At 59.9% G+C, this 23,279-nt stretch carries 20 protein-coding genes and 1 riboswitch; of the genes, 10 read left to right on the plus strand and 10 right to left on the minus strand.

Features of this window, described 5'->3' with window-relative positions; all coding sequences use genetic code 11:
* Positions 1–39: 39 nt before the first annotated feature.
* The 3 genes from dapD to dapA are packed head-to-tail and all read right to left on the minus strand — an operon-like array spanning position 40 to position 3,841.
* On the minus strand, positions 40–759 hold the full coding sequence (gene dapD, locus KTF55_RS04635; protein ID WP_217107736.1) for a 2,3,4,5-tetrahydropyridine-2,6-dicarboxylate N-acetyltransferase: 720 nt from the start codon (positions 757–759) through the stop codon (positions 40–42).
* 39 nt (positions 760–798) lie between these two features.
* Positions 799–1,539, minus strand: coding sequence for a 4-hydroxy-tetrahydrodipicolinate reductase (gene dapB, locus KTF55_RS04640; RefSeq protein ID WP_172544914.1), 741 nt, complete (start codon positions 1,537–1,539; stop codon positions 799–801).
* Positions 1,532–3,841 carry a 4-hydroxy-tetrahydrodipicolinate synthase gene (gene dapA, locus KTF55_RS09960; protein ID WP_226790571.1) on the minus strand — a complete coding sequence of 770 codons (2,310 nt, stop codon included), beginning with the start codon at positions 3,839–3,841 and terminating at the stop codon, positions 1,532–1,534. The genes dapB and dapA overlap by 8 nt, the downstream gene beginning before the upstream one ends.
* 65 nt (positions 3,842–3,906) lie before the next feature.
* Positions 3,907–4,075: riboswitch (Lysine riboswitch) on the minus strand.
* Between the two features lie 144 nt (positions 4,076–4,219).
* Between dapA and KTF55_RS04655 the strand changes: the two genes are divergently transcribed.
* The 5 genes from KTF55_RS04655 (at position 4,220) to KTF55_RS04675 (ending at position 8,270) form a co-directional block, all read left to right on the plus strand.
* A complete protein-coding gene (locus KTF55_RS04655; protein ID WP_226790569.1) occupies positions 4,220–5,407 on the plus strand; it encodes an N-acetyldiaminopimelate deacetylase in 1,188 nt (395 codons plus the stop codon).
* 2 nt (positions 5,408–5,409) lie between these two features.
* Complete coding sequence (locus KTF55_RS04660; RefSeq protein ID WP_217107738.1) at positions 5,410–5,730, plus strand: hypothetical protein; 321 nt, start codon at positions 5,410–5,412, stop codon at positions 5,728–5,730.
* Positions 5,731–5,893: 163 nt separating this feature from the next.
* The gene (locus KTF55_RS04665) at positions 5,894–6,337 is read left to right on the plus strand and encodes an FxLYD domain-containing protein (RefSeq protein ID WP_217107739.1); all 444 of its coding nucleotides are present in this window, start codon (positions 5,894–5,896) and stop codon (positions 6,335–6,337) included.
* A gap of 32 nt (positions 6,338–6,369) precedes the next feature.
* Positions 6,370–6,792 carry an XRE family transcriptional regulator gene (locus KTF55_RS04670; RefSeq protein ID WP_217107740.1) on the plus strand — a complete coding sequence of 141 codons (423 nt, stop codon included), beginning with the start codon at positions 6,370–6,372 and terminating at the stop codon, positions 6,790–6,792.
* A gap of 98 nt (positions 6,793–6,890) precedes the next feature.
* Complete coding sequence (locus tag KTF55_RS04675) at positions 6,891–8,270, plus strand: protein kinase (protein ID WP_217107741.1); 1,380 nt, start codon at positions 6,891–6,893, stop codon at positions 8,268–8,270.
* Positions 8,271–8,307: 37 nt separating this feature from the next.
* Here the strand turns inward: KTF55_RS04675 and KTF55_RS04680 are convergent, their stop codons facing one another.
* Positions 8,308–9,441, minus strand: coding sequence for a glucosaminidase domain-containing protein (locus tag KTF55_RS04680; RefSeq protein ID WP_217107742.1), 1,134 nt, complete (start codon positions 9,439–9,441; stop codon positions 8,308–8,310).
* A gap of 234 nt (positions 9,442–9,675) precedes the next feature.
* Positions 9,676–10,308, minus strand: coding sequence for an MOSC domain-containing protein (locus tag KTF55_RS04685; protein WP_217107743.1), 633 nt, complete (start codon positions 10,306–10,308; stop codon positions 9,676–9,678).
* Between the two features lie 220 nt (positions 10,309–10,528).
* Here KTF55_RS04685 and KTF55_RS04690 point away from each other — a divergent pair, with 220 nt between their 5' ends.
* Both KTF55_RS04690 and KTF55_RS04695 read left to right on the plus strand, forming a co-directional pair.
* Entirely contained in the window at positions 10,529–11,785 is a 1,257-nt protein-coding gene (locus tag KTF55_RS04690; RefSeq protein WP_217107744.1) for an ATP-grasp domain-containing protein, read from the plus strand.
* Between the two features lie 84 nt (positions 11,786–11,869).
* Positions 11,870–12,616, plus strand: a complete 747-nt coding sequence (locus KTF55_RS04695) for an aspartate/glutamate racemase family protein (protein WP_040358337.1) — start codon at positions 11,870–11,872, stop codon at positions 12,614–12,616.
* A gap of 125 nt (positions 12,617–12,741) precedes the next feature.
* On the opposite strand, the gene KTF55_RS04700 is transcribed toward KTF55_RS04695, so the two are convergent.
* The 5 genes from KTF55_RS04700 to KTF55_RS04720 form a co-directional block, all read right to left on the minus strand.
* Positions 12,742–13,488: an energy-coupling factor transporter transmembrane protein EcfT gene (locus KTF55_RS04700; protein ID WP_022094111.1), complete on the minus strand. Its 747-nt coding sequence runs from the start codon at positions 13,486–13,488 to the stop codon at positions 12,742–12,744.
* Positions 13,481–15,232, minus strand: a complete 1,752-nt coding sequence (locus tag KTF55_RS04705; RefSeq protein ID WP_117759030.1) for an ABC transporter ATP-binding protein — start codon at positions 15,230–15,232, stop codon at positions 13,481–13,483. The genes KTF55_RS04700 and KTF55_RS04705 overlap by 8 nt, the downstream gene beginning before the upstream one ends.
* 106 nt (positions 15,233–15,338) lie before the next feature.
* Positions 15,339–15,911, minus strand: coding sequence for a hypothetical protein (locus tag KTF55_RS04710; RefSeq protein WP_117759028.1), 573 nt, complete (start codon positions 15,909–15,911; stop codon positions 15,339–15,341).
* Positions 15,912–16,311: 400 nt separating this feature from the next.
* Entirely contained in the window at positions 16,312–18,306 is a 1,995-nt protein-coding gene (locus KTF55_RS04715) for a C69 family dipeptidase (protein WP_217107745.1), read from the minus strand.
* Between the two features lie 408 nt (positions 18,307–18,714).
* Positions 18,715–19,632 (minus strand): diacylglycerol kinase family protein, encoded by a 918-nt coding sequence (locus KTF55_RS04720; RefSeq protein ID WP_117759024.1) that lies wholly within the window; start codon positions 19,630–19,632, stop codon positions 18,715–18,717.
* Positions 19,633–19,730: 98 nt separating this feature from the next.
* On the opposite strand from KTF55_RS04720, the gene rnd reads away from it, so the two are divergent.
* The 3 genes from rnd (at position 19,731) to xseA (ending at position 23,260) form a co-directional block, all read left to right on the plus strand.
* Entirely contained in the window at positions 19,731–20,864 is a 1,134-nt protein-coding gene (gene rnd / locus KTF55_RS04725) for a ribonuclease D (RefSeq protein ID WP_006234315.1), read from the plus strand.
* 124 nt (positions 20,865–20,988) lie between these two features.
* Positions 20,989–21,693, plus strand: coding sequence for a zinc metallopeptidase (locus tag KTF55_RS04730; RefSeq protein ID WP_117759022.1), 705 nt, complete (start codon positions 20,989–20,991; stop codon positions 21,691–21,693).
* 115 nt (positions 21,694–21,808) lie between these two features.
* Positions 21,809–23,260 (plus strand): exodeoxyribonuclease VII large subunit, encoded by a 1,452-nt coding sequence (gene xseA, locus KTF55_RS04735; protein WP_369831645.1) that lies wholly within the window; start codon positions 21,809–21,811, stop codon positions 23,258–23,260.
* The last annotated feature ends 19 nt before the right edge of the window (positions 23,261–23,279 follow it).

The following is a 23,279-nucleotide window of genomic DNA, read 5'->3' on the forward strand; positions in this document are numbered from 1 at the left end:
TTTGCTTAGAACTGCATTTCCTTGCAGGTTGACACGCCTCTAGAGCCGGCGTAAGCCTTCCTCGAGACCGGTCTTGCTGTCGGTCTTCTCGTCGCGCATCTTGATGGCGCGGGCGGGGACACCGGCCACGACGGCGCCGGCGGGGACGTCCTCGACGCACACGGCGCCGGCGGCAACTACAGCACCCTTGCCCACGTGCACGCCTTCCAGGACCACGGCGTTTGCGCCGATCATGACATCGTCCTCGATGATGACGGGCGTGGCGCTGGCGGGCTCCACAACGCCTGCCAGCACGGTGCCGGCGCCGATGTGGCAGTTCTTGCCCACGGTGGCGCGACCGCCCAGCACGGCGCCCATATCGATCATGGAACCCTCGCCGATAACGGAGCCGATGTTGATGATGGCGCCCATCATGATGACGGCACGGTCGCCAATCTCGACGCGGTCGCGGATGATCGCGCCCGGCTCGATGCGGGCGTTGATGCCCTTAAGGTCGAGCATGGGCACGGCGGAGTTGCGGCAATCGTTTTCAACGTCGTAGTAATCGATGGAATCGGCATTGGCGTCCAGGATGGTCTTGAGCTCGTCCCAGTCGCCAAAGACGGTCTTGCCGCGACGGCCGCCGTAGACATGTGCGTCGCCCCAGGCAACCTTCATGCCCGGCTTCTCGCGCACGTACAGCTTGACGGGCGTCTTTTTGGGCGCGGTGGCGATGTAGTTGATAATCTCCTGTGCATCCATCTCGGCTGCGTTGCTCATTTGCTATCTCTCCTTTGGGTGGATTCGGTTGATACCTGGTTAGGCAAACATGACCTTGTCGAACGTATAGAAGCCGGGTTCGCGGGTGACGAGCTTCTGCGCGGCTGCCAAGGCGCCGTTGACAAAGATCTGACGGCTCGTGGCGCGGTGGGTGAGCGTGACCTCCTCGTCCTGGCCAAAGAAGCTCACCTCGTGCACGCCGGCGACGGTGCCGCCGCGCAGCGAGTGCATACCGATTTCCTTGGGATCGCGTGCTCCGCACATGCCCTCGCGGCCATAGACGGGGTGGTAGCCTGCCTCGGGCTCGGCTTCGACGACGGCGTCGAGCAGTAGCTTGGCAGTGCCGCTGGGGGCGTCGACCTTTTGGTTGTGGTGCGTCTCGACGATTTCGCAGTCAAAGCCGGGCAGCTCGCGTGTAGCCTGCGCTACCAGATGGCGCAGGGCTGCGATACCGATGGAGTAATTGCCCGAGTGCATAACGCGGGTGTTCTGGCCCAGTTCACGCAGGCGGTCCATCTGCTCGGGGGTGTAGCCTGTGGTGCCTGAGACCAACGCCGCGCCCGTGCGCTCGACATAGGCGACGACGGCGTCGAAGGTCGCGACGTTCGAGAAGTCGATGATGACGTCGGCAGCCGGTGCGTTCTCGAGCTCGCTCAAATCGAAGCCAATCTGGGCCACGATATCAAAAACGGGCTGCCCGGCGGCGTCGACAATGCCTTCGGCGGTAGTGCGGATGAGCGAGCCCATGCGGCCCGTTCCCATAATGACGGTCTTAATCAAGTAGACCAGCTCCCTTCAGAGCATCGGTAAGTGCGGCTCGCGTGTCGTCTGCCATGGGGCACAGCGGCATACGGTAGTTTGCCTCGATCATGCCCATCTGGGCGAGCGCTTCCTTGACGGGGATGGGGTTGACCTCGCTAAAGAGGGCGTTGATGAGCGGCTGGCCGGCAATCTGGATATCGCGGGCGCGCGCTACGTCGCCGTCCAGATAAGCGCGGCACATGTCGTGTACAAGCTGCGGCTGCACGTCGGCCCACACGCTGATGGTGCCCGAAGCGCCCAGGCTCATGAGCGGCACTGTGAGTGCATCCTCGCCCGAGTACATGCGGAAATCGTCGGACAGCAGGTGGGCGATCCTGGCCGCGTAGGCGACGTTGCCCGAGGCCTCCTTGATGCCCATGATGTTGGGGTGCGCGGCTAGGCGCTCTACGTTGCGCTCGCTGATACCGCAGCCGCAGCGGCCGGGGATGTTGTACAGGATGCAGGGGATGTCAACGGCATCGGCGACGGTCTTAAAGTGCTGATAGATACCCTCTTCGTTGGACTTGTTGTAGTAGGGGGTAATGAGCAGCAGGCCGTCGGCTCCCAAGCCCTGGTAAGTAAGCGACTTGGTGAGCATGGTCTGCGTGGAGTTGGAGCCTGAGCCGGCGATGACGGGGACGCGTCCTGCAACATGCTTGACCACGGCGGCGACGACGGAGTTGTCCTCGTCATCGGTCATCGTGGCGCTCTCGCCGGTGGTGCCCAGGGTGAGAATGGCGTCGGTGCCATTTTGCAAGTGGAAATCGATAAGGCGCTCGAGCGCGTCAAAGTCGACACTGCCGTCCTTTTTAAACGGCGTAACCAGGGCGACGATTGAGCCCTCGAGATTGCGGATGTCCATGTTCTTCTCCTTCGCCTCCGCGATCTGGATGCGTTTGTTCCATTGAGCTGCGACTGCCAGGCGCTCGTCTTGGGCGCGACGGCGGGCGCTTTCGGCGCGCGACTTGGCCAGCAGCTCTCGGCCGCACGGCAGCACGTCGAGCGTGGAAAAGTAATCGCCCGGGCGCTCGGCGCGGCGGATGAGGTCGGCCGCGCCATCGGGGCGCAGCAGGACCTCGGCGGAGCGCAGACGTCCGTTGTAGTTGTAGCCCATGGAGTAGCCATGCGCACCGGTATCGTGGATTACAAGCAGGTCACCCATGTCGATATGCGGCAGCTCGCGGTCGATGGCGAACTTATCGTTGTTCTCGCACAGATTGCCCGTGATGTCATAGGTGTTCGTGACGGGCGCCGTGGCCTTGTCGGCGCCGCCCGGCTGACCCATCACCGTAATGTGGTGGTAGGCGCCATACATGGCAGGGCGAATCAAATCGACGGCGCTTGCATCGACACCGATATAGTCCTTGTAGATCTGCTTCTCGTGGATAGCCTTGGTGACCAGACAGCCGTAGGGGCCCATCATAAAGCGGCCCATCTCAGTGCAGATGGCCACATCGCCCATGCCGGCGGGAACCAGGATCTCGTCGTATGCCGCGTGTACTCCCTCGCCGATGGCGCGAATGTCGTTGGCCTGCTGCTCGGGCAGGTAGGGGATGCCGACGCCGCCGGACAGATTGATGAAGGCGACGTGTGCGCCGGTCTCGCGCTCCAGGCGTACGGCAAGCTCAAAGAGGATATGCGCGAGCTCGGGGTAGTAGTCGTTGGTGACGGTGTTGCTGGCAAGGAATGCGTGGATGCCAAAGTCCTCGGCGCCCTTGGCTTTGAGCATGCGGAAGGCCTCGAAGAGCTGCTCGGTGGTCATGCCATATTTGGAGTCGCCTGGGTTGTCCATGATGCCGTTGGAGAGCTGGAACAGGCCGCCTGGATTAAAGCGGCAGCCGACCGTTTTGGGGATGGGTCCCGCAACACGCTCAAAGAACTCGATGTGGCTGATGTCGTCAAAGTTGACGATGGCACCCAGCTTGTCGGCGAGCTCAAAGTCGGCAGCCGGCGTATCGTTGGACGAGAACATGATGTCGTGTCCCGTGATACCCAGCGAGCGGGCGATCATGAGCTCGGTATAGCTCGAGCAGTCGCAGCCGCAGCCGTATTCGTTGAGAATGGAGATGAGCGCCGGGTTGGGGTTGGCCTTGACGGCAAAGTATTCCTTAAAGCCCGGGTTCCATGCAAAGGCGTCGCGCACTTCTTGCATGTTGCGGCGGATGCCCGCCTCGTCGTATAGATGAAACGGCGTGGGGAACTGCTCGACGATATGCTCGAGTGTCTCCTTGTCCACAAACGGCTGCTTGGCCGCATATGCCTCGTTGGGGGTCAATACCATGTCCCGTAAACCTCGCTATCCAGACGGCGCCATCTGCGCATCGAATCCGCATAGCGTGGACCCAATGTCCGGATAGCGCTCCCGCATTGCTGCAGACAGTCCTGTGGGTGTTTCCCACAGGCCCACCAGGTTGTTCGTGCCCGAAAAACCCAGTTCGGCGGGTTTCGCCTCCCCACGGGGTCAAAGCCTGCCGGCTCGCCCGCGGCTCTTCGTGCCCGCGCCTCTATCAAGTGGTAAAGACCCTATCACGTTGCACTTTACCAAACAAGAGTATTCGTATATAACGTTTAAAAAATGCAGGGATATGCTGGAAACATGTGCGCCACAATCCTGTATCACAATAAGTTGCAACAGATGTGCCTCACGAAGGGATCCTCTATGACCGAGCTCCAAGAACTCCGTCGCTATCGCCGCGATCTCCATCGCATTCCGGAGCTCGATTTCGATCTTCCGCAAACCATTGCCTATATCGAGGGCGTGCTGGCACCGCTCGCTTGCGAGGTGACCCATCCGTGCCCCAGCTGCGTCTGTGCTTTCTTCGACGCCGGTGTTGATGCCGCGCATGCCACGGCGATTCGCGCCGATATGGATGCGCTGCCCATCGCGGAGGCGACGGGAGCGGCCTTTGCCTCAACCCATCCCGGCAAGATGCACGCTTGCGGACATGACGGACACATGGCCATGGCGCTTGCCGCCGCGACGTATGTTGACCGTACGATTCGCGAACAGCCGGGCGCCATTAGGCGCAACGTTCTCTTTGTGTTCCAGCCGGCCGAGGAAACGACCGGTGGTGCCAAGACGGTATGCGAGAGTGGTGTGTTCGAGCGCTATGGGGCCGACCGCATTTTTGGCTTTCATGTGTGGCCCGATCTGCCCGCCGGCACGTTGGCGAGCTGCCCCGGTCCGCTGCTGGCGCGCTCAAGCGAGACGCACATTCATATCCATGGAACGAGTATCCATATCGCCAAGACCTACGGCGTTCCAGTCGAGGAATCGCGCGATGCCGCGCTGGCAGCGGCCAAGTTCTTAGTTTCCGAGCGCGAGCTCATGGACGAGTTGGGTGCCGATGAGCCCTGCATTGGCAAGTTCGGCCTGCTGCAGGCAGGCACCGTCTGCAATGCGGTGGCGGGGGAGGCCCATGTTGCCGGTAGCTTGCGTGTGTTTACGGACGCCATGTTCGACCGTGCGCGCGAGGGCGTACGCCGTGCGCTCGACGAGGCGTGCACCGCAACGGGCTGTACGTACGATCTCGACTTTGCCGAGGGCTATCCGCCAGTCGATAACGACCCCGAGTTGTTTGCCCACATTGCGCCTGCCTTGCCCGAGCTGCAACTTGTGGACGAGCCGCTGCTGATCGCCGAGGATTTCGCGTTCTATCAGCGCCATCTGCCGGGCGTGTTTTTCCTGCTGGGCACGGGTATGCCAGAGGACCAAGACAACCCGAGTGATTCGGATGGCTGCCCCGCCTATGCCACAAGCGCTCTGCATACCGATAGCATGCTCTTCGACGAGGAAATCCTGCTCAAAGGCCTCGATGTCTACAAACGATTGCTTGACTTGGAGTGATGATGAGGCGCCGACAGACTGCCGTGTATAGTCCTGGTGGGTGCGGGTGCGGCCTGCTGCTGCTTCCGGTTATTGCTGTGAGCATTGGCGTGATGTTTGCGCTTGCTGGGCTTGCCGCGGCGGCGCTCGTGCTGTTTATCACTGCCATCGGCGTGACGATTTGGCTCTGCCGCAATCGCGAGCAACGCCGTGCCGACGGTAAAACCAATGTCGGCTGGGTCGTCTTTCTGATCATTGCGTACCTGCTGAGTGTCAGCTACCTTGTTTTCTTTGTCCTGTTGATGATCAGTGCTTTTACCGGGGAATCCGTCACGGTGGGTTGATCACTGCTGGCAGACGGTCGCGCAAAGTGCGTTTGCTCGGCGTTTGGATAACTGCATTGGTCGTTTACCGCAACCTTAGCTCTCAGCTAATGAATTCAAGTTCAATCCTTCCTACGATGTGCTGTGTGCCGGCACGGTAGCCGGATCGTAGGAAGGATGAATAATGGCAAAAGAGGGAAAGAAGCCGATCGGCAAGATTGTCCTAGGCATCATCGTGGTGCTGGTTATTGTCGGTGCCGTGGGCTCTATGGGCGACAACTTAACCGATTCGTCTGCGAGCGATTCGGCAAAACCTGCCGAGACGACACAGCAGGCTGAGGAGCGAAAAGAACCGCAAGAACCGTATACCATTGCTGACGAGGCTGAAGACACTTCCAATCAGTTTACCTATAAGATCACGGGCACGCTGACCAATAACACGGACAAGGAAAAGAGCTACATTCAGATTGAATATGTTCTGTACGATGCCGATGGCAACCAGGTTGGAACGGCTCTTGCAAACACCAATCATCTGAAGGCGGGCGGCTCCTGGAAGTTCGAGGCGCTGGGTACGGTGTCTCCCGATCAGGTCGTCAGTTGGGAGCGCTCGGATGTGAGCGGTTTCTAGCATGTTGCATGCACAGGGGGAGGTGAGGTCGTATGCCCGATAAAAAGCTGACTGACGAGTTGCTCAATGAGCTTCTCGACGCGCCAAACATCGATGGCTATATCAAAGAACACGACTTTGCCGCCCCGTCGCTTTCGGACTACCTGAAGCAGCTGCTGCAGGAAAAGGGCTTGGAGCGCTCGCGCGTGGTTCGTATGGCCGATCTCAATGAGACCTTTGGCTATCAGATCTTTACCGGTGCGCGTCATCCGAGTCGCAATAAGGTGCTGCAGATTGCCTTTGCGATGGCGCTGACGCTCAAAGAGACCAACCGTGCGCTGACGGCTGCCGGGGTAAGCGTTCTTAACTGCAAGGACCGCCGCGATGCGATTATCATCTTTTGCATCGATCGCGGGTGCAGCCTCCAAAAGGTCAACGAGGAGCTGTATCGCTTTGGCGAGGAGACGGTGAGTTAGCGGCTGATATCTGAGCCGGCGGAGCTGTCGAACAGCGATGCAAACGAACGGGGCGCGGATGCCATGGGGTGTCTGCGCCCTGCGCTATGATGGAGGCTATGGATACTCAGACCCCAACATATTCCGATGATGAGTTGACCGCAGCGCTTGCCGAGCACCTGGCGTCGCTCGATCGTGACGATAGCTATCGCGTGGAGCGTGTACTTAAGCGCTCGCCCGTTGAAACAACCGAGCTTGTGTACTTTGAAGGAACCGGCGGTGGTTCGCTCGGCCCCTTTGTCCGTAAACGCATCGATGCTTCGGCTCAAATCGGCGGGGCATACGGGCGTTTGTTTGCCGCTCAGCGGGCAGGCAGGCGTTTTGAGCACCTGCCCAGAATCGTCGATTGTCGTCGTGTGGGCGACGAGCTCAACGTGGTTATGGAATACATCGAAGGGGAGACGCTCAGGGCGCTGGTGTACCGTCTGGGAGCCACCCCCGATTATGCGCGTGAATTGTATCCTGCCCTATGCGATGCCGTGGGCGGGCTCCACGCCGGTTTTGCAATGGCGGGGGAGACGTCGGCGCCGGTGATCCATCGCGACCTCAAGCCGTCGAATATCATCGTGACAGGTGCCAACTATACGCCTGATGACGGCCTGACGTTTTCATCGCTGGTGATTATCGACTTGGGGATCGCGCGCGTATGGCGCGATGGCGCCGATACCGATACCGTCAAGTTTGGGACACGGCCCTATGCGCCGCCCGAGCAGTATGGGTTTGGGCAGACGAGTGTGCGAAGCGACGTCTACGCACTCGGCGCCCTGTTGTTCTTCTGCTTGACGGGAGTCGACCCTAAACCAGGGCTTGACATGCGCGAGCAATGCGAGGCGCGTGGCATTCCCACTCCACTGGCCGATGTCATCTGCATGTCGATGGCGCTCGACCCGGCCAAGCGTTTTGCGAGTGCGGAAGCGTTGGGACGGGCGACGCGCGCGGCATACGACCTGATTCACCCCGTGCGGCCTCCTGCGCCTGCGCTTGTCCATACTCCGGCCTTGGAGACGGGGTTGACGCCCCAAGGGCTCCGAAACCCCGCAGAGCTTCCTAGGCCTGCCACCTCCGCTGCATGCGGTCTGCTCTCTCGTGTTCCGGAGTCTCTGGGGCGCATTTGGAATACGCTCGTCTGCTTCTCGCTGCTTGTGTTCTTTGCCGGAAGTCACTTTGCCGTCTTTCACCCCACCGGAGCAAACCAAAGCTACCCGACGTGGCTTCTCATAATCGAGTATTTTTTCTTTGTCGATGGCCTTATGGTGCTTATGCATTTTGCGCTGCTCGATAAGCGCCGTCTTCGTCGGCGATTCGCACTGCTCGACAGCTATCGCGGCAAGAAACTCGCGAAACTCTGGCTCAAGGCATTGGGTGTGCTGCTCCTATGCATGATCGTCATAGTCGCGGTTGCCAATGCGACCGGCGTTGTCGATACCTCCGCTACCTAAAAGAAAAGGGCCCCATTGGGGCCCTTTGCAGTTGCACTTAGATGCGGTTCATCTGAGCGGCGACTTTGTTGTACCAGTCCTGCCACGTGGGCGGGCAGTACTTTTTGGCAGCTGCCGGGGTAAGGGTGGAGCCGTAGTTGGCGCCCAGATAGGCAACGTGAGCGGAGATGCCCTCGCTCCAGCTGCCAAAGCTGCGCCAACCGCCGCCACGTGCACTCCAGCCCCAGGCGTTGTAAGAATTGGCGCAATAAGCACCCTTGGTGCTCTCGATGCAGGCGATGGCGGGGGACCAACGGGGGTCGACACCGGTATTCCAAGCGGCGACGGCAAAGTTATAGCCCTGGCCTGCCATGGGGGAGCCGGCGAGATAATTGTCGATACGGCTCGTCCACTCATTAATGAACGAATCGTAATCGGAGCTACCGGTATTGGAGTTGTTCACCGTGGTGTCGATGGTGGTGTTGGTGTTGGTGGCCTGGCTGCTGGAATTGCTGCCGCTTACGCCCTCGCCCGAGAGCTTCTCGGCGGCAGCGGCCTTATCGGCCTCAAGCTTGGCAAGCTCGGCGGCATTTTCCTGCTCGGCTTTTGCCTGTGCCTCGCTGCGAAGCTGCTGGGCCTGCGCCAGCGCATCCTCGGCGTTTTTCTGCTCCGCCTCAAGCTGAGACTTGGCCTGCTGGAGCTCGGCCTTGTTCTGCTCGAGTTCGGTTTGCATGTTATTGAGCTGTTCGATCTCGTCGACGCTCGAGCTCGTGATCTGGTTGGTGTATTTGCAGGTCGTGATGAACTCACCCAGGCTCTGCGCATTGACCAGGAAGCTCACGATGGGATTGGTGCCCTTCTGATACTTGTACAGATCGCGCATGGCAGAGCTTGCCTTGGCCTGCTGCTCGGGAAGCTTAGCCTCGATTTCCTCGATGCTCGCCTCATTGGAGTCAATCTGCTTTTGCAGGTCATCGAGTTTGGTGCGGGCGTCGTTGTAGACGCTCGTGGCGGCTTCGATCTTCTGCTGGGCTGCGGAAAGCTGGTCCTGCGTTGCCTGCGAGGCGGCATACGCCGCAACGGGGGAGAGCATCGGCGTGGCCGTCAGCGCAACGGCGAGCGCGGCGCTCGTGATGATACGAGCCGGCTTCGACGCAATGAGCGCTGCGGTGCGATGATTCGAATGCTGCATCCAGTCCCTCTGCAATCAATCGTAGGTTATGGTTCGAACGGTATTCTACTACTGCTTTCGACCTCAACTTGAACCTTAAAGGTTCCAAAGGGTCAAGTTGAACTTGAGACTTTGGCTTTGACCTGCAGTTATGATGAATTGTTGAGAAACCATAGAGTTCAACTTTAACGTTACGGCGCCCTGTTTGAGAGGAGTTCTGGGCTGTAAAAGCTATCTCAACGTGGGGTTTTACAACTACAGCGTGCCTTTCTGACGAGCCTGCTCAATCTCTTCGAGGGCCTCGGCAGGGGTGAACGAGCAAGTGCCGTCGCCGAGCTTGACCACCTGGATGTCGTCGCCGATATGGACCTCTCCGCCCTTTGGTACCACGCCAAAAACGCCCTCGTGGGGAAAGATGCAGTCGCCAGCGAGATAGTAGATGGCACAGCGGGTGTGGCAGACCTTGCCGATCTGACTGATTTCGACCAGGACATCGTTGCCAATCTTGAGCTGCGTTCCCAGGGGGAGCGAGAGCAGGTTGATGCCCTGGGTTGTGAAGTTCTCGCCAAAGTCGCCCTCGTGCACATCGAGCCCGCGCGCCTGCGCCGTCTGGATAGACTCTGCAGCTAAAAAGGAAACCTGGCGGTGCCAATGCCCGGCGTGCGCATCGGTAGCGAGGCCAAATTGCTCTATAACGGTGTCGTGCCCGTCGGCGACGGGCGACTTGCGAGTGCCTTTGTGCTCCGACGTGTTGATTGAGACGATACGGGCAGGCCCGTTGTAAGCAGCGTTTGCAGTGCGTAGGGGAGCTGCCGTCTGGGCACGATCCGCAAGTTCGCGCTTGGTGGCGTCAATGATGGGGTTGTTGATCGGATGAGCCTGGGGCACGGTGCACCTTTCGACGGGGCGGGCAACATGTTGAATCCTACAATAATGGTAGGTTCATTGCCCATTGTCATACAACGGTGAGCGCCGTCTTCGTGCTGGACGATTACGTCGATTGCCATAGATACGGTGGAGCTTTGGGTGCCGGCGGCTTGGCACGCTAGAATAAATCAGTTGCGCAAAGACCGCCCGTTGTGTGGGCAGTTCATGATAGGAAGTTTCCATGGCATTGCAATTTACAGAGCGTGAGTTCATTCCCGTGCTGCTCGGTGGCGACATCAACGCCTATTCGGTGGCGCGCGCCTTCTACGAGGAGTACCAGGTCAAGAGTCTGGTCTTTGGCAAGTATCAGACGGGTCCCGCGTACCGCAGCCAGATTATCGACTACACGCCCAACGTGGATATCGACACCATGCCCGTGATGCTCAAAACCGTCAACGGCATTGCCCAAGCGCATGCCGACAAGACGATTGTCCTTGTGGGCTGTGGCGACAACTATGTCGCTCTCGTGGCTCAGGCCAAGGATGCTCATGAGTTGGCGGATAACATCGTCGCTCCCTACGCGCCCTACAGCATGCTCGAGCAGTGCCAGAAGAAGGAGATCTTCTACGAGCTGTGCGAGAAGCATGGCGTGCCCTATCCGCACACGTTTACCTTTACCAAGGCGATGCTCAATGCCCAGGGTGAGGCGCCTGCCGAAGTGCTCGACCAGATCGATTTTCCTTACCCGATGATTCTGAAGCCTTCTGACGGCATCATGTGGTGGCAGCACGAGTTCGAGGGCCAGAAGAAGGCCTATGAGATTGCCGACCGCGCCGAGCTGGAACAGGTCATTCGCGATTCGTATGCCAGCGGCTACACCGACGATCTGATCTTGCAGGACCGCGTGCCCGGCAACGATGAGTACATGCGCGTGCTCACCAGCTATTCCGACCGCAACGGCAAGGTGCGCATGATGTGCCTGGGCCATGTGCTGCTCGAGGAGCATCAGCCCCACGGTGTCGGCAACCATGCCTGTATCATCACCGAGCCCAACGACGAGCTCATGGGCGGCGTGCGCAAGTTGCTCGAGGACCTTCACTTTGTGGGCTATTCCAACTTTGACGTTAAGTACGACGAGCGCGACGGCTCGTTTAAGTTCTTCGATTTCAACACGCGCCAGGGCCGCAGCAACTACTATGTCACTAACAGTGGCTTTAACGTTGCCAAGTATGTGGTGGACGAGTATGTGTTCAACCGCCCGTTTGAGCCGGAGTTTGTGACGGCTCAGGACGAGGCCCTGTGGATGGTCGTCCCCATGGGCGTCGTCGACCAGTACGTCAAGGATCCCGAGCTGCGCGCTAAGGTGCATCGCCTGGACAAGGAAGGCAAGGGCGCCGACCCTTCGTTTATGAAGGGCGACTTTGTCTTTAACCGCTGGCTGCGCATGTGGCACACCAAGCTGCGCCACTTCAAGCTGTTCAAGACGTATTACAAGTAGATGAGCGCGGCGCCCGTCCGGTTTGCATCGGGCGGGCGCGGGTATGATACGCGCAATTGCGCAAGCGTCACCAAGGAGGCGGCGATGGAAAAGCTGGGAGTTATCGGCGGCATGGGCGCCGAGGCCACGTCGTATTACTACGACCAGGTGGTGCGCCACACGGCTGCTGCCTGCGATCAGGAACATATCGACATGGTGGTGCTCTCCAAGTCGACCATGCCCGACCGCACGTTGGCCATTAAGACCGGCGAGCATGCCAAGCTGCTGGCGACCATGAAAGAGTGTGCCCAGGCACTCGAGTCGCTGGGCTGCGCGCACATTGCCATTCCCTGCAACACGTCACACTACTTCTACGATCAGATCCAGTCGTTTACGAAGGTGCCGATTATCCACATGCCGCGTGAGTCGGTGCGCTATGCTCTGGCCGGTGCGGTGATGGGGGAGTGCGAGTTCGACCCCAACCTGAGTATGCCGGCCGAGCCGGTGCACAAGATTGGCATCATGGGCACCGACGGAACCGTGGGCGCGGGCGTCTACGGCCGCGAATGTAAGGCTGCGGGTGTTGAGGTCGTCTATCCCAGCGAGAAACGTCAGAACGATGTGATGTCGCTTATCTACGATGATGTGAAGGCCGGACGTGAGCCCGATATGGATAAGTTCGACCGCGTGATGTGGGAGTTCGCCCGTAGCGGCTGCGACCGCGTCATTCTGGCCTGCACCGAGCTCTCGGTGCTGCAAAAGTACCGAGAGATGCCCGAGATCACCCTCGACGCCATGGATGTCCTGGTGCGCGAATCCATCATCCGCAGCGGCGCCCCCTACCGCCTCTAGCTTCCGACCCGCCAAAAAGGGACAGGTTAATTTTGGTAGGTTTTATCTGGTGAAACAGTAAAGGCCTCGGCTCGTTTGGTGCGAGCCGAGGCCTTTTGCGTTGGGCGGTTGCTGTCGGTGGTGAACTAGAACAGGAAGCCGATGGCGATGAGGGCGATGCTGACGATGAGCACGGCGATGTCCAGGCCCTTGATGGGGTAGCGCTTGTACGAGCTGGCGCGCGTACGCAGATAGAAGCCGCGCTGTTCTGCCGCCAAGGCTGTGGCATCGGTCTTGCCCACGCTTGAGATGAGCAGCGGCACGCACAGTGGCAACATGAGCTTAAGCTTCTTGATGGGGTTCTTGGTGTCGTACTCGACGCCGCGTGCGGTCTGCGCCTCCATGATGGCATTCATCTCCTGACCAAACACCGGCACAAAGCGCAGCGCCGTGGTAAAGGTGAAGGCATAGCGATACGGCACGTGCAGCACCTCGACGCAGGCGTTGGCAAGGTCGTTGAGCTTGGTCACCATGAGCATGAGGATGAGTGGTAACGCCACACCCAGCAGGCGCAGGCAGGCCTTCGATCCTGTGATGAGGCCCGTGTCGGTGATAAAACCCCACACCACGTTGCCATCGCGCATAAAGGCCAGCTGGAGCACCAGCATGATAAGCGCGAGCGGAATCAGCAACTTGAGCAGCGAGAACAGACGGTCGACGACGCCGGCATAGGCACCCAGTGCAAGGGTGAGTGCCAAAAAGCCCAGCAGCGCTACGTAGGTGTCGGACAAGAAGATGCCGACGATGATGGCAGCGGCGAGGCCCAGTTTGACGACGGGGTTCAGGCGATGCAGCAGCGTATCGCCCGGCATGTAGTCGATGACGTTAACCACGGTGGACCATCTCCTTGGTAATTCGAACGACATCGGTGACCTCGCTCACCTGCGCAAAAGCGGGCGAGACGGAAGATGCCAGACGGCGCGAGAGTTCAATAACCTGGGGAGGCTCCACGTAGGCATGCTGCATGAGTTCGATGTTCGAGAATAGCTCGTGCGTGCGGCCGCGGTCGAGGATGCGACCGTCGGCCATCACCACAATGCGCTCGGCAAAATCCGAGACGACTTCCATATCGTGGCAGACCATGATAACGGCGCAACCGCGCTCGGCCATGGTGCGCACCGTTTCCATGACGGTCATGCACTCGCGGTAATCAAGGCCGCTCGTGGGCTCATCGAGTACGACGATCTTGGGCTCAACCACTACGACGGAGGCAAGCGCCACCATTTGTCGCTGGCCACGCGAAAGCGAGAACGGCGCCTCATCGGCAGGCAGGCCAAAGCGGTCGATGACGAGTTGGGCACGACGCAGAGCCTCGGCACGGTCCATGCCGCCAAGCTCCAGGCCAAAGGCGACCTCGTCGAGCACGGTGTCCTTGCAGATCTGGCGGTCGGGGTTTTGGAAGAGGGTCGCGACCTCGCGAGCGATGCGGCTCGTGGGAACGGCTGCGGTATCCAGTCCCGTGACGCGCACGCTGCCCGAGGCGGGCTTAAGCAGGCCTATGAGCAGTTTGGTGAGCGTGGTCTTGCCGGCGCCGTTTTGGCCGACGATGCCCACGAGCTCGCCAGGATAGAGCGTCAGGCTAAGGTCGCGTACGGCGGCTCCGCCATTGGGATAGGCAAACTCAACATGGTCGAAGGTGAGTACGGGTTCGGCGTCCTTGGCATGAGGACGCAACGACGGTGCATGCGGGGAACCGGCGGGCGCCTGGGCTTCGATAGCCGCGTGTGCGGGGTCGACGATGCCCGAAATCAGGCGCTCGGCCTCATCGACATCCAAGCAGGGGGTGCCGCTTACCAGGCCATCGGCCTCGAGGCTATTGAAGATACGCGTGACGCGAGGGCAGTCGACGCCGATGGCACGGAGCTCGTCGGTATGCGCGAAGACCTCGTGTGGCTCGCCCTGCAGCGCGATTTCGCCATGGTTGAGCACGAGCACGCGGTTGCAGTACTCCGAGAGCAGGGCGACCTTTTGCTCAACGACGACGATGGTGATTCCAAGTGCGCGGTTTGCCTCACGCAGCGTCTCGAAGACCAACGTGGAGCTAGCGGGGTCGAGTGCCGCGGTGGGCTCGTCGAGAACCAAGACGCGCGGACGCATGGCGAGGATGGCGGCGATGGCTACCTTTTGCTTCTGTCCGCCCGAGAGGGTGGCGATCTCGCGGTCGCGCAGGTCGCTGATGCCGACGGTCTCGAGCGTTTCGCTCACGCGCCGCTCGATCTGGTCGTGGGGAACGCCAAAGTTCTCGAGGCCAAAGAGCATCTCGTCCTCGACGACCGAGGCGACCATCTGCGTGTCGATATCCTGCAGCACACTGCCGACGATTTGCGACACGTCGGTCAGCGAGACCTCGCAGGTGTCGTGGCCGTCAACCATGACGGACCCAAAGAACGTGCCGGTGTAGTGGTGGGGCACGGCACCCGACAGGCAGGCGGCAAGCGTGGACTTGCCGGCGCCCGAGGGCCCGATGATGCCGATGAAATCTCCCTTGTTCACGCTGAGCGAGATGTGGCTGAGCGCCTGCTCGGTCTGCGTGCCATAGGAGAACGAGACATCGTCGACGTTGATGATCGTTTCCATGGATACCTTTCATAGTCATTGGGGACGTTCTTAAATGACCAGTCGTTTAAGAACGTCCCCAAGAGCTCGTTGTTTGGGACAGTCTTTACCGATGGGGCACTGTGGGTTAGTTGAGCCTAAGGGCCTTCTGGATGGGCAAGTAGAGGGCGCCGACCAGAATGGCGTTAAAGACGGCGGTCATGGCGACGACGGGCAACATGGCGGCGGCGAGCTCGCCGACCACGCCGAGCATGGCCATCTTGATGACCATGAAGATGACGCCGGAGACAAAGGTGGTCAGGAAGGTTGCGACAATGGCGATCGCGGGCTTGACCTGACCGTTCTTGCCGGCGGCGTTGACGATGCCGGCCATGAGCATGGCGGCGATGCCCTCAGCGGCAAAATCGACGAACGGCGAAGCGGTGGTGATCTGGATTACGGCAGCCGAGATGAGGCCAATGACGAGCGCCTGGCCGATGTTGGGGCGAACGACCAGGATGGTGAGGCAGAAGGCCGAGATGATGAACTCGGGGCTGATCATGCCGCCCGAGATGCCCGAGATGGCCTTGCCGACGGTGAAGTTGAGGATGAAGCCGGCAGCGAGCAGGATGGCGAGCAGGACGAGAGCACGGACGTCGAGTTTGCCGCGGTCGGCGGTCTGGACGGTGCGGGGCTGGGCGGCGGTGGTGTTCTGAGACATGGTGAAAATCCTTTCGGAATGGGGGTGCAAGAGAAAAGCGGAGGCGCGTGATGCGAATGCGATCGGGCTCGAGATAGAAAAAGGCCCCCGGTCGAAACCGGAGGCCTTCCAATCACCTAGAGCGCAAAAACAGGCGTGAGGGACTCACTGTCGACCGATCGTATTCGCATCACGCCACCACCAGTTGTTGAGAGACTTCATCGTGTTCTTCATGTTGGTGGCTCCTTTCGTGATACCGTGGCACGGTCGCACCTAGTTGCTGTTGCGCTGCACTATAGCACAGCGAAGTGCGTGCGGGGAAATCTTTTTTGAAAAGATTTCAGGCGGGTTTCCCGCCGGTCAAAAGAGCGGGCTGGGCGGGCGAGGCTGCCATTGCTGCCTTGCCCGCCCAGCTAAGACGTTACTCCTTATTGCGACGGTAGAGGAAGTAACCGCCCGCGGAGATGACGGCAACGCCAGCGATGGCGAATGCGGCCACCATGCGGCCATCAAAACGATCGCCAGTGGTGGGCAGGCCGCCCTTGGTGTTCGTCTTGTTAGTGGTTACCGTGGTCGTGGTGTCGGACTTGCTAGGCTTCTCAGGCTTGGCGGCTGGCTGCTCGGGCTTAGCGGGCTGCTCGGGCTTAGCGGGCTGCTCGGGGGTACCGGGCTGCTCAGGAGTACCAGGCTGCTCGGGAGTGCCGGGCTGATCCGGGGTGACCGGATCGGTGGCAAGAGCATCCTTGGCGTAGGTGATGGACACCTTGAGGCCGTTGGCCTCGGTGTTCAGGTCGCTTGGGGTGAAGGGCTGGTCGAAGTTTTCGGCCTTCTGATAGGCGCGCATCTCCTGGAGCAGTGCCTTGCACTTCTTGTAGGTGTTCTCGGTAGCAGCCTTGCCGGCCTTGTTGGCCAGGGCAGTGCGGCCCTCGGTGGTCGTCTCGGCCAGCATGGCGGTGTCGACTTCCTTGTTCTGCTCGATGAGCTCGTTCTGGAGCGCATCGAGGTAGGTGCGGACGCTGGTGGCGAATTGTGCGCGGTTCGCGAAGCAAAGCGAGTTGATGTCCATCAGGACGTAGTTAATGGAGTTCTCGGGCTCCTCGTTGTTCACGATGTCCGTCTCGCTGCAGTGACCATAATCAACGGTCTGGTCGCTGAAGTAGGGGCTGACTTCGGTCATCAGAGCGGAGTATAGCGGGATAGCGACGGAGAACTCGGCGCAGGAGAGCATCTCCCACTGGATGGTTGCAACCTCGGGGTCATAGCCCTTTCGAATCTGGAAGAGGTTGGCCTCGGCGGTGCGGTCGGAACCGATGCTGCTGACACCGTCAGTATTGGCATTAAGGCCGGGGACTTTTTCACCGCGGTTGCCGAAGGCGCGAATCAGCTCAAACGTGTTCCAGTCGGACTTGCTGGGCTGGAAGAACAGCGGCTGCATCTCATGAACCATGGCACCGAGCGTGACGTCATTCTTGTCCTTGTCCTTGACGATCTCGTAGTCGGTGCCCTCGGTCAGCGGAGCCATAAAGTAGTCACGGCCCTGGATATAACGCGCCCAAGAGCCCATGCCCGTATTGTTGATAGATACACCGTAGGTCTGGGCAACATCGAACTGTCCGTCTTCAAAGTACTTGGCGAAGCCCTTCTCTTCGGGCATAGTCTTGATCCCCTCAGAGTGGAGGCAGTTCTCAGGATCGTCAAGATTGACCTGGAAATTGAGGTTACTAATGTTGGGGTTGACCGAAGCGACGTCGTCGGTCAGCTTCATAGCGATCCACTGGTGGCCGGAAAGCGCGGCGAACAGCCAAGTTTCGGTGTTGTCGGCGATGACAATCTGGTCGTTGGAGCAGACGCCCTGCTCGTCAATTAGACTGCCGATAAGCTCGACGCCCTCGCGGGCCGTTGCGCTCTCGCCCAAGATGACGCCCGCGTAGCTGTACTCGCCGATGCCGGTATTTTTGACCTCGGGATTTGCTTTGTGGGCATGCTCGGTCGTGGGATCCGCTGCCTTGGCATCGTCGTTGTAGGAGGTGCTCAGTGTTGCGGAGCAGGAGACGCCCTTCTCATTGATGCCGGCCTCGGAGTAGGCATCCCAGCGTCCGTCCCACTCAGCAGGATGGTCGCGCACGTAGCTGTAACGATACGTAGTCTTGGTCGAGGTGTAGGAGAATCCGGACTCGTTCGAGCTGTAGGTATGACCAGGGCCATAAGAGGGCTCGATGCCATAGTGTTTGAGGTAACGAGTGCCAATGTCCTCGGTGCGGCCATAGTACGTGTTACCGTCGGCCGTAAGGTTCTTGCCCATGTACATCTGCGTGCAGGCGAGCGCAGATGTCGGCATGGACATGATGGTTGCAGCTCCAAAGGCGAGGCCTATGCCAAGCTTTTTGAGCGCGTTGACGGGGTGAGTTTTCCTCATTTTCCCTCCCAGCGTGCGAAAGCCCTCCGTTGCCAGAGGGCTTCAGCCAATAAAGACACCCCATTAGCGTAACGAACTGGAAACAATATTCATCTATGAAAGAAACTTACTCGATAAGCGTAATGAAATATGCGATGAGCGGTTAATTGTACTCAGTTTATAGCTTTACTTTAATAAAGACGCCCTGTAATTACTGTAGTCGAATAAAGTAGCTGGGAATGCCCGAAATGAAAATCCCCTGCTGTTTGGCAAATGCATAAACGGCAGGGGAGACGATAATTGGATGAATATCATACCAATGTAGATTTACTTCTTTCGGCGGTGAATCACGTTGATGGCGTAACCGACGAGCATGGCCAAGACGATGACAATAAAGCCGATCAGGGGATTGTCGTTCATGGGGTCCTCCTATTTTCCGAGCGGTGAGAATTCGTCGACGATGAGGTCGAGGCATTGCGGAAGCGCGCGGGCACCAAAGACGCCCGAGTTGCTGGAGATGATCTCGCCATCGAACTGCATGCCCAGCGACGGCGTGCAGGTGATCTTGGCTTCCTTGGTCTGGATGATCTTGAACTGCGGACGGCCGAGCAACTTGCCGGCGGGGTCGAGCGCGGCGGTGATCACGGTCGGGAGCAGCTGGACGGTTTTTACGGGCTCGATGACCGCGATGTCGACCATGCCGTCGTTCATGCGGCAATCGGGGAACAGGTTGATGTCGTTTTGAATGACCGAGGTGTTGCCGGCCATGCAGCAGATGCCATCGAGCTCCTCGACAATGCCGTCATGCTCAATCGTAAAGTGCGCTACCGTAGGGTTGGGCGTGGCGAGCGCAGAGAGGAAGTAGGCGATCTCGCCGATGTCGTTTTTGGTGGGGGCGGCCTTCATCATGATCTCGGCGTCGAAGCCCGAGCCGGCGATGATGATAAAGCCGTGGCGCTTCTCGTTGCCGTCTTCGTCGAGCCAAAAGAGCTCGCCCATGTCTACTTTGACCGTGCGACCGGCGCGGCAAGCCTTGGCAAGCGCCGCCGCCTCGGGGGCATTGCCGATGTTGTTGAAGAACAGGCAGGCCGTACCGGAGGGGAAGACGAGCGTGGGGACACCGCATCCGCGCATCTGGTCGAGCACGTTGGAGACAGTGCCATCACCGCCCGAAACGACCACGCGATCAAACTCGCGCACGTCTGCCACGGCGTCCTCGGGTTCCATGCCATCGCCGATAAAGCGCATCACGACCTCGTCGCCGCCCTGTGCAAGGGCGTGCGTGAATGCGAAGATTTCATCTGAGCTGGGGCCCGATGCCGGGTTGTGGATGATAAGGCAGCGCATACTTACGTTCCCGTTCTGTGACTAACCGAGTATAGTTGTAAGGCAATGCCGATATCCTACCCGTGTTTTTCGGGCCTAACCTTATTCGATGGGTTGATATGTACATTTCCACACATCAGGCTCTACTCGACTTTTGCCAGCGCGCCCGTGAGTTCGACGCGATTGCCGTCGATACCGAGTTTTTGCGCGAGCGCACGTTCCATCCGCGCCTGTGCTTGGTTCAGATTGCCACCCCTGCCGAGAGCGTCGCGGTCGATCCCCTGGTGATCGACGACCTATCGCCGCTGGCCGAGCTTATGGCAGACGAGAGCGTGACTAAGGTCTTCCACGCCTGCTCGCAGGATATGGAGGTTATGCTCCATACCGTGGGCGTGCTGCCACGACCGATTTTCGATACGCAGGTCGCCGCTGCCTTTTTGGGCGAGCGCCAGCAGATTTCGTATGGCGCGCTTGTTCAGACGTTTTGCGGCGTCTCGCTGCCCAAGACCGAGTCGCTGACCGACTGGTCGCGTCGCCCGCTGACCGATAAGCAGATTGAGTACGCGATTGATGACGTCAAGTACCTGATCGTCGCCTATACCGAGATGATGAGTCGCCTGCGCGAGCTGGGCCGTGTGGACTGGGTGCTCGACGAGCTACGCCCGCTGGCTGACGAGTCGCACTATCGCGCCGACCGTCACGAGGCATTCCGCAAGGTCAAGCGCATCAACTCGTGCAGCCGCCACCAGCTGGGCATCGCGCGCGAGCTCGCCGCCTGGCGCGAGGACCGCGCCGAGCGCCGTAACATCCCGCGCAAGTGGGTCATGTCCGACGACACGCTGCTTGCGCTCGTCAAGCGCAATCCCGTGCGCGTTGAGGAGTTCCGTAGCATTCGCGGTACCGATCAGTTGGGGGAGCGCGACGTGGACGGTGCGCTCATGGCCATCAAGCGCGGCGCAAGCTGCCCGCACGATCGCCTGCCGCTCATGGTGCGCGGGCATCGCCAGATCTCTCCGGAGCTGGAGAGCGTGACGGATCTCATGTACGCGCTTATCCGCCTGGTTGCCGAACGCTCGGGAGTGGCGACCTCGGTCATTGCCTCGCGCGATGACCTGGCCGACTATATTGAGCATCCCGAGCAGAGCCCCTTGCGCGAAGGCTGGCGCTTTGAGCTTGTGGGCTCGCGCCTGGACGATCTGCTCTCGGGCAACATGGGACTCACTGTGAAGGACGGCAAAATCGAGCTTTTGTAGTTACGCGGTTTGCCAAGCGCTGCAAACGTTTTAGAGCTGCAATGCCAAAACATCGATGGTGTCTCGTTGGCTGGGCGAGTGGGTAAAATGCCTCCAACGTGTAACTCGATTCGGAGGAATTCGCATGCCTTATTACTATGGATACGGCTTTGGCATCGACCCGCTGTACCTGCTGGTTGTTCTTGTCTGCACGGTGATCGGTCTTGCCGCACAGAACTATATCAACTCGACGTACAAAACCTGGTCCAAGGTTCGCTCGGACGGCGACACGGGCGCCACGGTCGCTCGCCGCATGCTCGACGCCAACGGCTGCAACGCCGTGGGTATCAAGGGCGTCGCTGGTGAGCTCACCGATCATTACAACCCGCAGGACAACAACCTGTATCTCTCGGATGCCAACCGTTCGGGCGGGTCGGTCGCAAGCGTTGCCGTTGCCTGCCACGAGGCGGGCCATGCCGCCCAGCGTCAAAGCGGTTATGCCATGATGAAGGTTCGCACCGCCCTCGTGCCGGTCGTCAACTTTACCCAGAACACCTGGACCATCGTGTTGCTCTTGGGCCTATTTATGAACATTGCCGGGCTCACGGCCCTCGCGCTGATCTTCTTCTCGTTTAGCGTGCTGTTCCAACTGGTTACGCTGCCGGTCGAGATTGATGCTAGTCGGCGCGCCGTGGCGTATATTGAGCAGTCGGGTATGAGCTCCAAGCAGGTCAACGGTGCCAAGAAGGTGCTGACGGCCGCCGCGCTTACCTATGTGGCTGCGGCGCTCACCTCGATTATTCAGCTGCTCTATCTTATGGCTCGCTACAACAGAAACTCCAACCGATAACAAATTGGGTCGCTGGGCGCCGCGGGGATTCGTGTCCCCGCGGCGCTGTACTATGTGTTGGACTTGAATTTGCGCAGGGCCGAAGCCCTTGTGCACGATGACGAAAGGAGGCTGCGTGGCAGGCTGGAATCTGACCGGCAATACCGTTTCCGCCGAGTTCGACGGTTCGGACGATCAGGAGCGCAAGGAGCTCAGCGTGAGCCAAGCGGTGGAGATCGCCGCCGGCGCGCTCGACGCCATTCCGCAGCTGAGCGTTTTGGGTGAGGTCACGGGTTTTCGTGGTCCCAATGCCCGAAGCGGCCACTGCTACTTCCAGATTAAAGACGACTCGGCCGCCGTCGACTGCATCATCTGGAAGGGCGCCTATCTCAAGCGTACCTTCGATCTGCGTGACGGCATGCAGGTGAGCTTTAAGGGCAGCTTCAACCTCTATAAGGCCACAGGCCGCATGAGCTTTGTCGCTCGCTCGTTTTCGCTGGCGGGGGAGGGTCTGCTGCGTCAACAAGTGGCGCAACTGGCCGAAAAGCTACGCCGCGAGGGCCTGATGGACGAAGCGCGCAAGCGCCGCATCCCGGTGTTCTGCTCCCGCGTGGCGGTCGTCACCTCGCTTTCCGGTGCGGTAATCGACGACGTCAAGCGTACATTGCGTCGGCGCAATCCGCTCGTCGAGCTTGTCTGCGTGGGCGCCAAGGTTCAAGGCGAGGGTGCGCCGGCCGAGCTTATCGAGGGCCTGCGCCGTGCCGCCGCCATCACGCCGGCGCCCGACTGCATCTTGCTGGTGCGCGGCGGCGGCTCCTTCGAGGACCTCATGACCTTCAACGACGAGGAGCTTGCCCGTGCAGTGGCTGCCTGTCCCGTGCCCGTGGTGACCGGTATCGGCCATGAGCCCGATACCTCGATTTGCGACATGGTGAGCGACCGCCGCGCCTCCACGCCCACGGCGGCGGCAGAATCGGTGGCGCCGGCTATGACGGAGTTGGCCGATGTGCTCGAGGCGCGCCATCAGCGTCTGGGTGCCGCGATGGCATCGATGATTGGGTCGGCCCAGGTCGACCTGGAGATGCTCGATCAGCGCGGTCGCCGTGCCTGGGATACCTATACGGCTCGCCTGGGCGATGCGCTCGATGCGGCTGCGTGCCGCCCGTGCCTCAACGACCCCACATTTATGGTCGAGCGTCGCGAATCGGAGCTTGCGCTGACCGCCGATCGCCTGTCGGGCGCCATAGTACGCTCGGTCGGGACATTTCGCTCCAACTTTGAGCGCTTGCCCGAGCGTCTGGTTGCAAGCACCTCGGGGCTCGATGGCAAGCGCCATGCGCTCACGCTCGCGAGCTCTCGCCTGGAGCATCAGGGGCGCACGATGCTCAACAAGCCAGCGTCCGACCTGGGCCGTACGGCAGCCTCGCTCGATGCCCTGTCGCCGCTCAAGGTGCTTGCCCGCGGCTATTCCATCGCGTACAGCGTTGACGGCGTGGCTATGAGCGCCAAGACCTTTAAGCCGGGCGACGCCATTCGCGTACGCATGGCAGACGGCAACGTGGCAGCAACGGTCGATACGGTCGAGTAGGCTGCGTTTCATAGCGATA

This window comes from Collinsella sp. MSK.8.10 (assembly GCF_019041915.1).
In the GTDB taxonomy this organism is placed as follows: Bacteria; Actinomycetota; Coriobacteriia; order Coriobacteriales; family Coriobacteriaceae; genus Collinsella.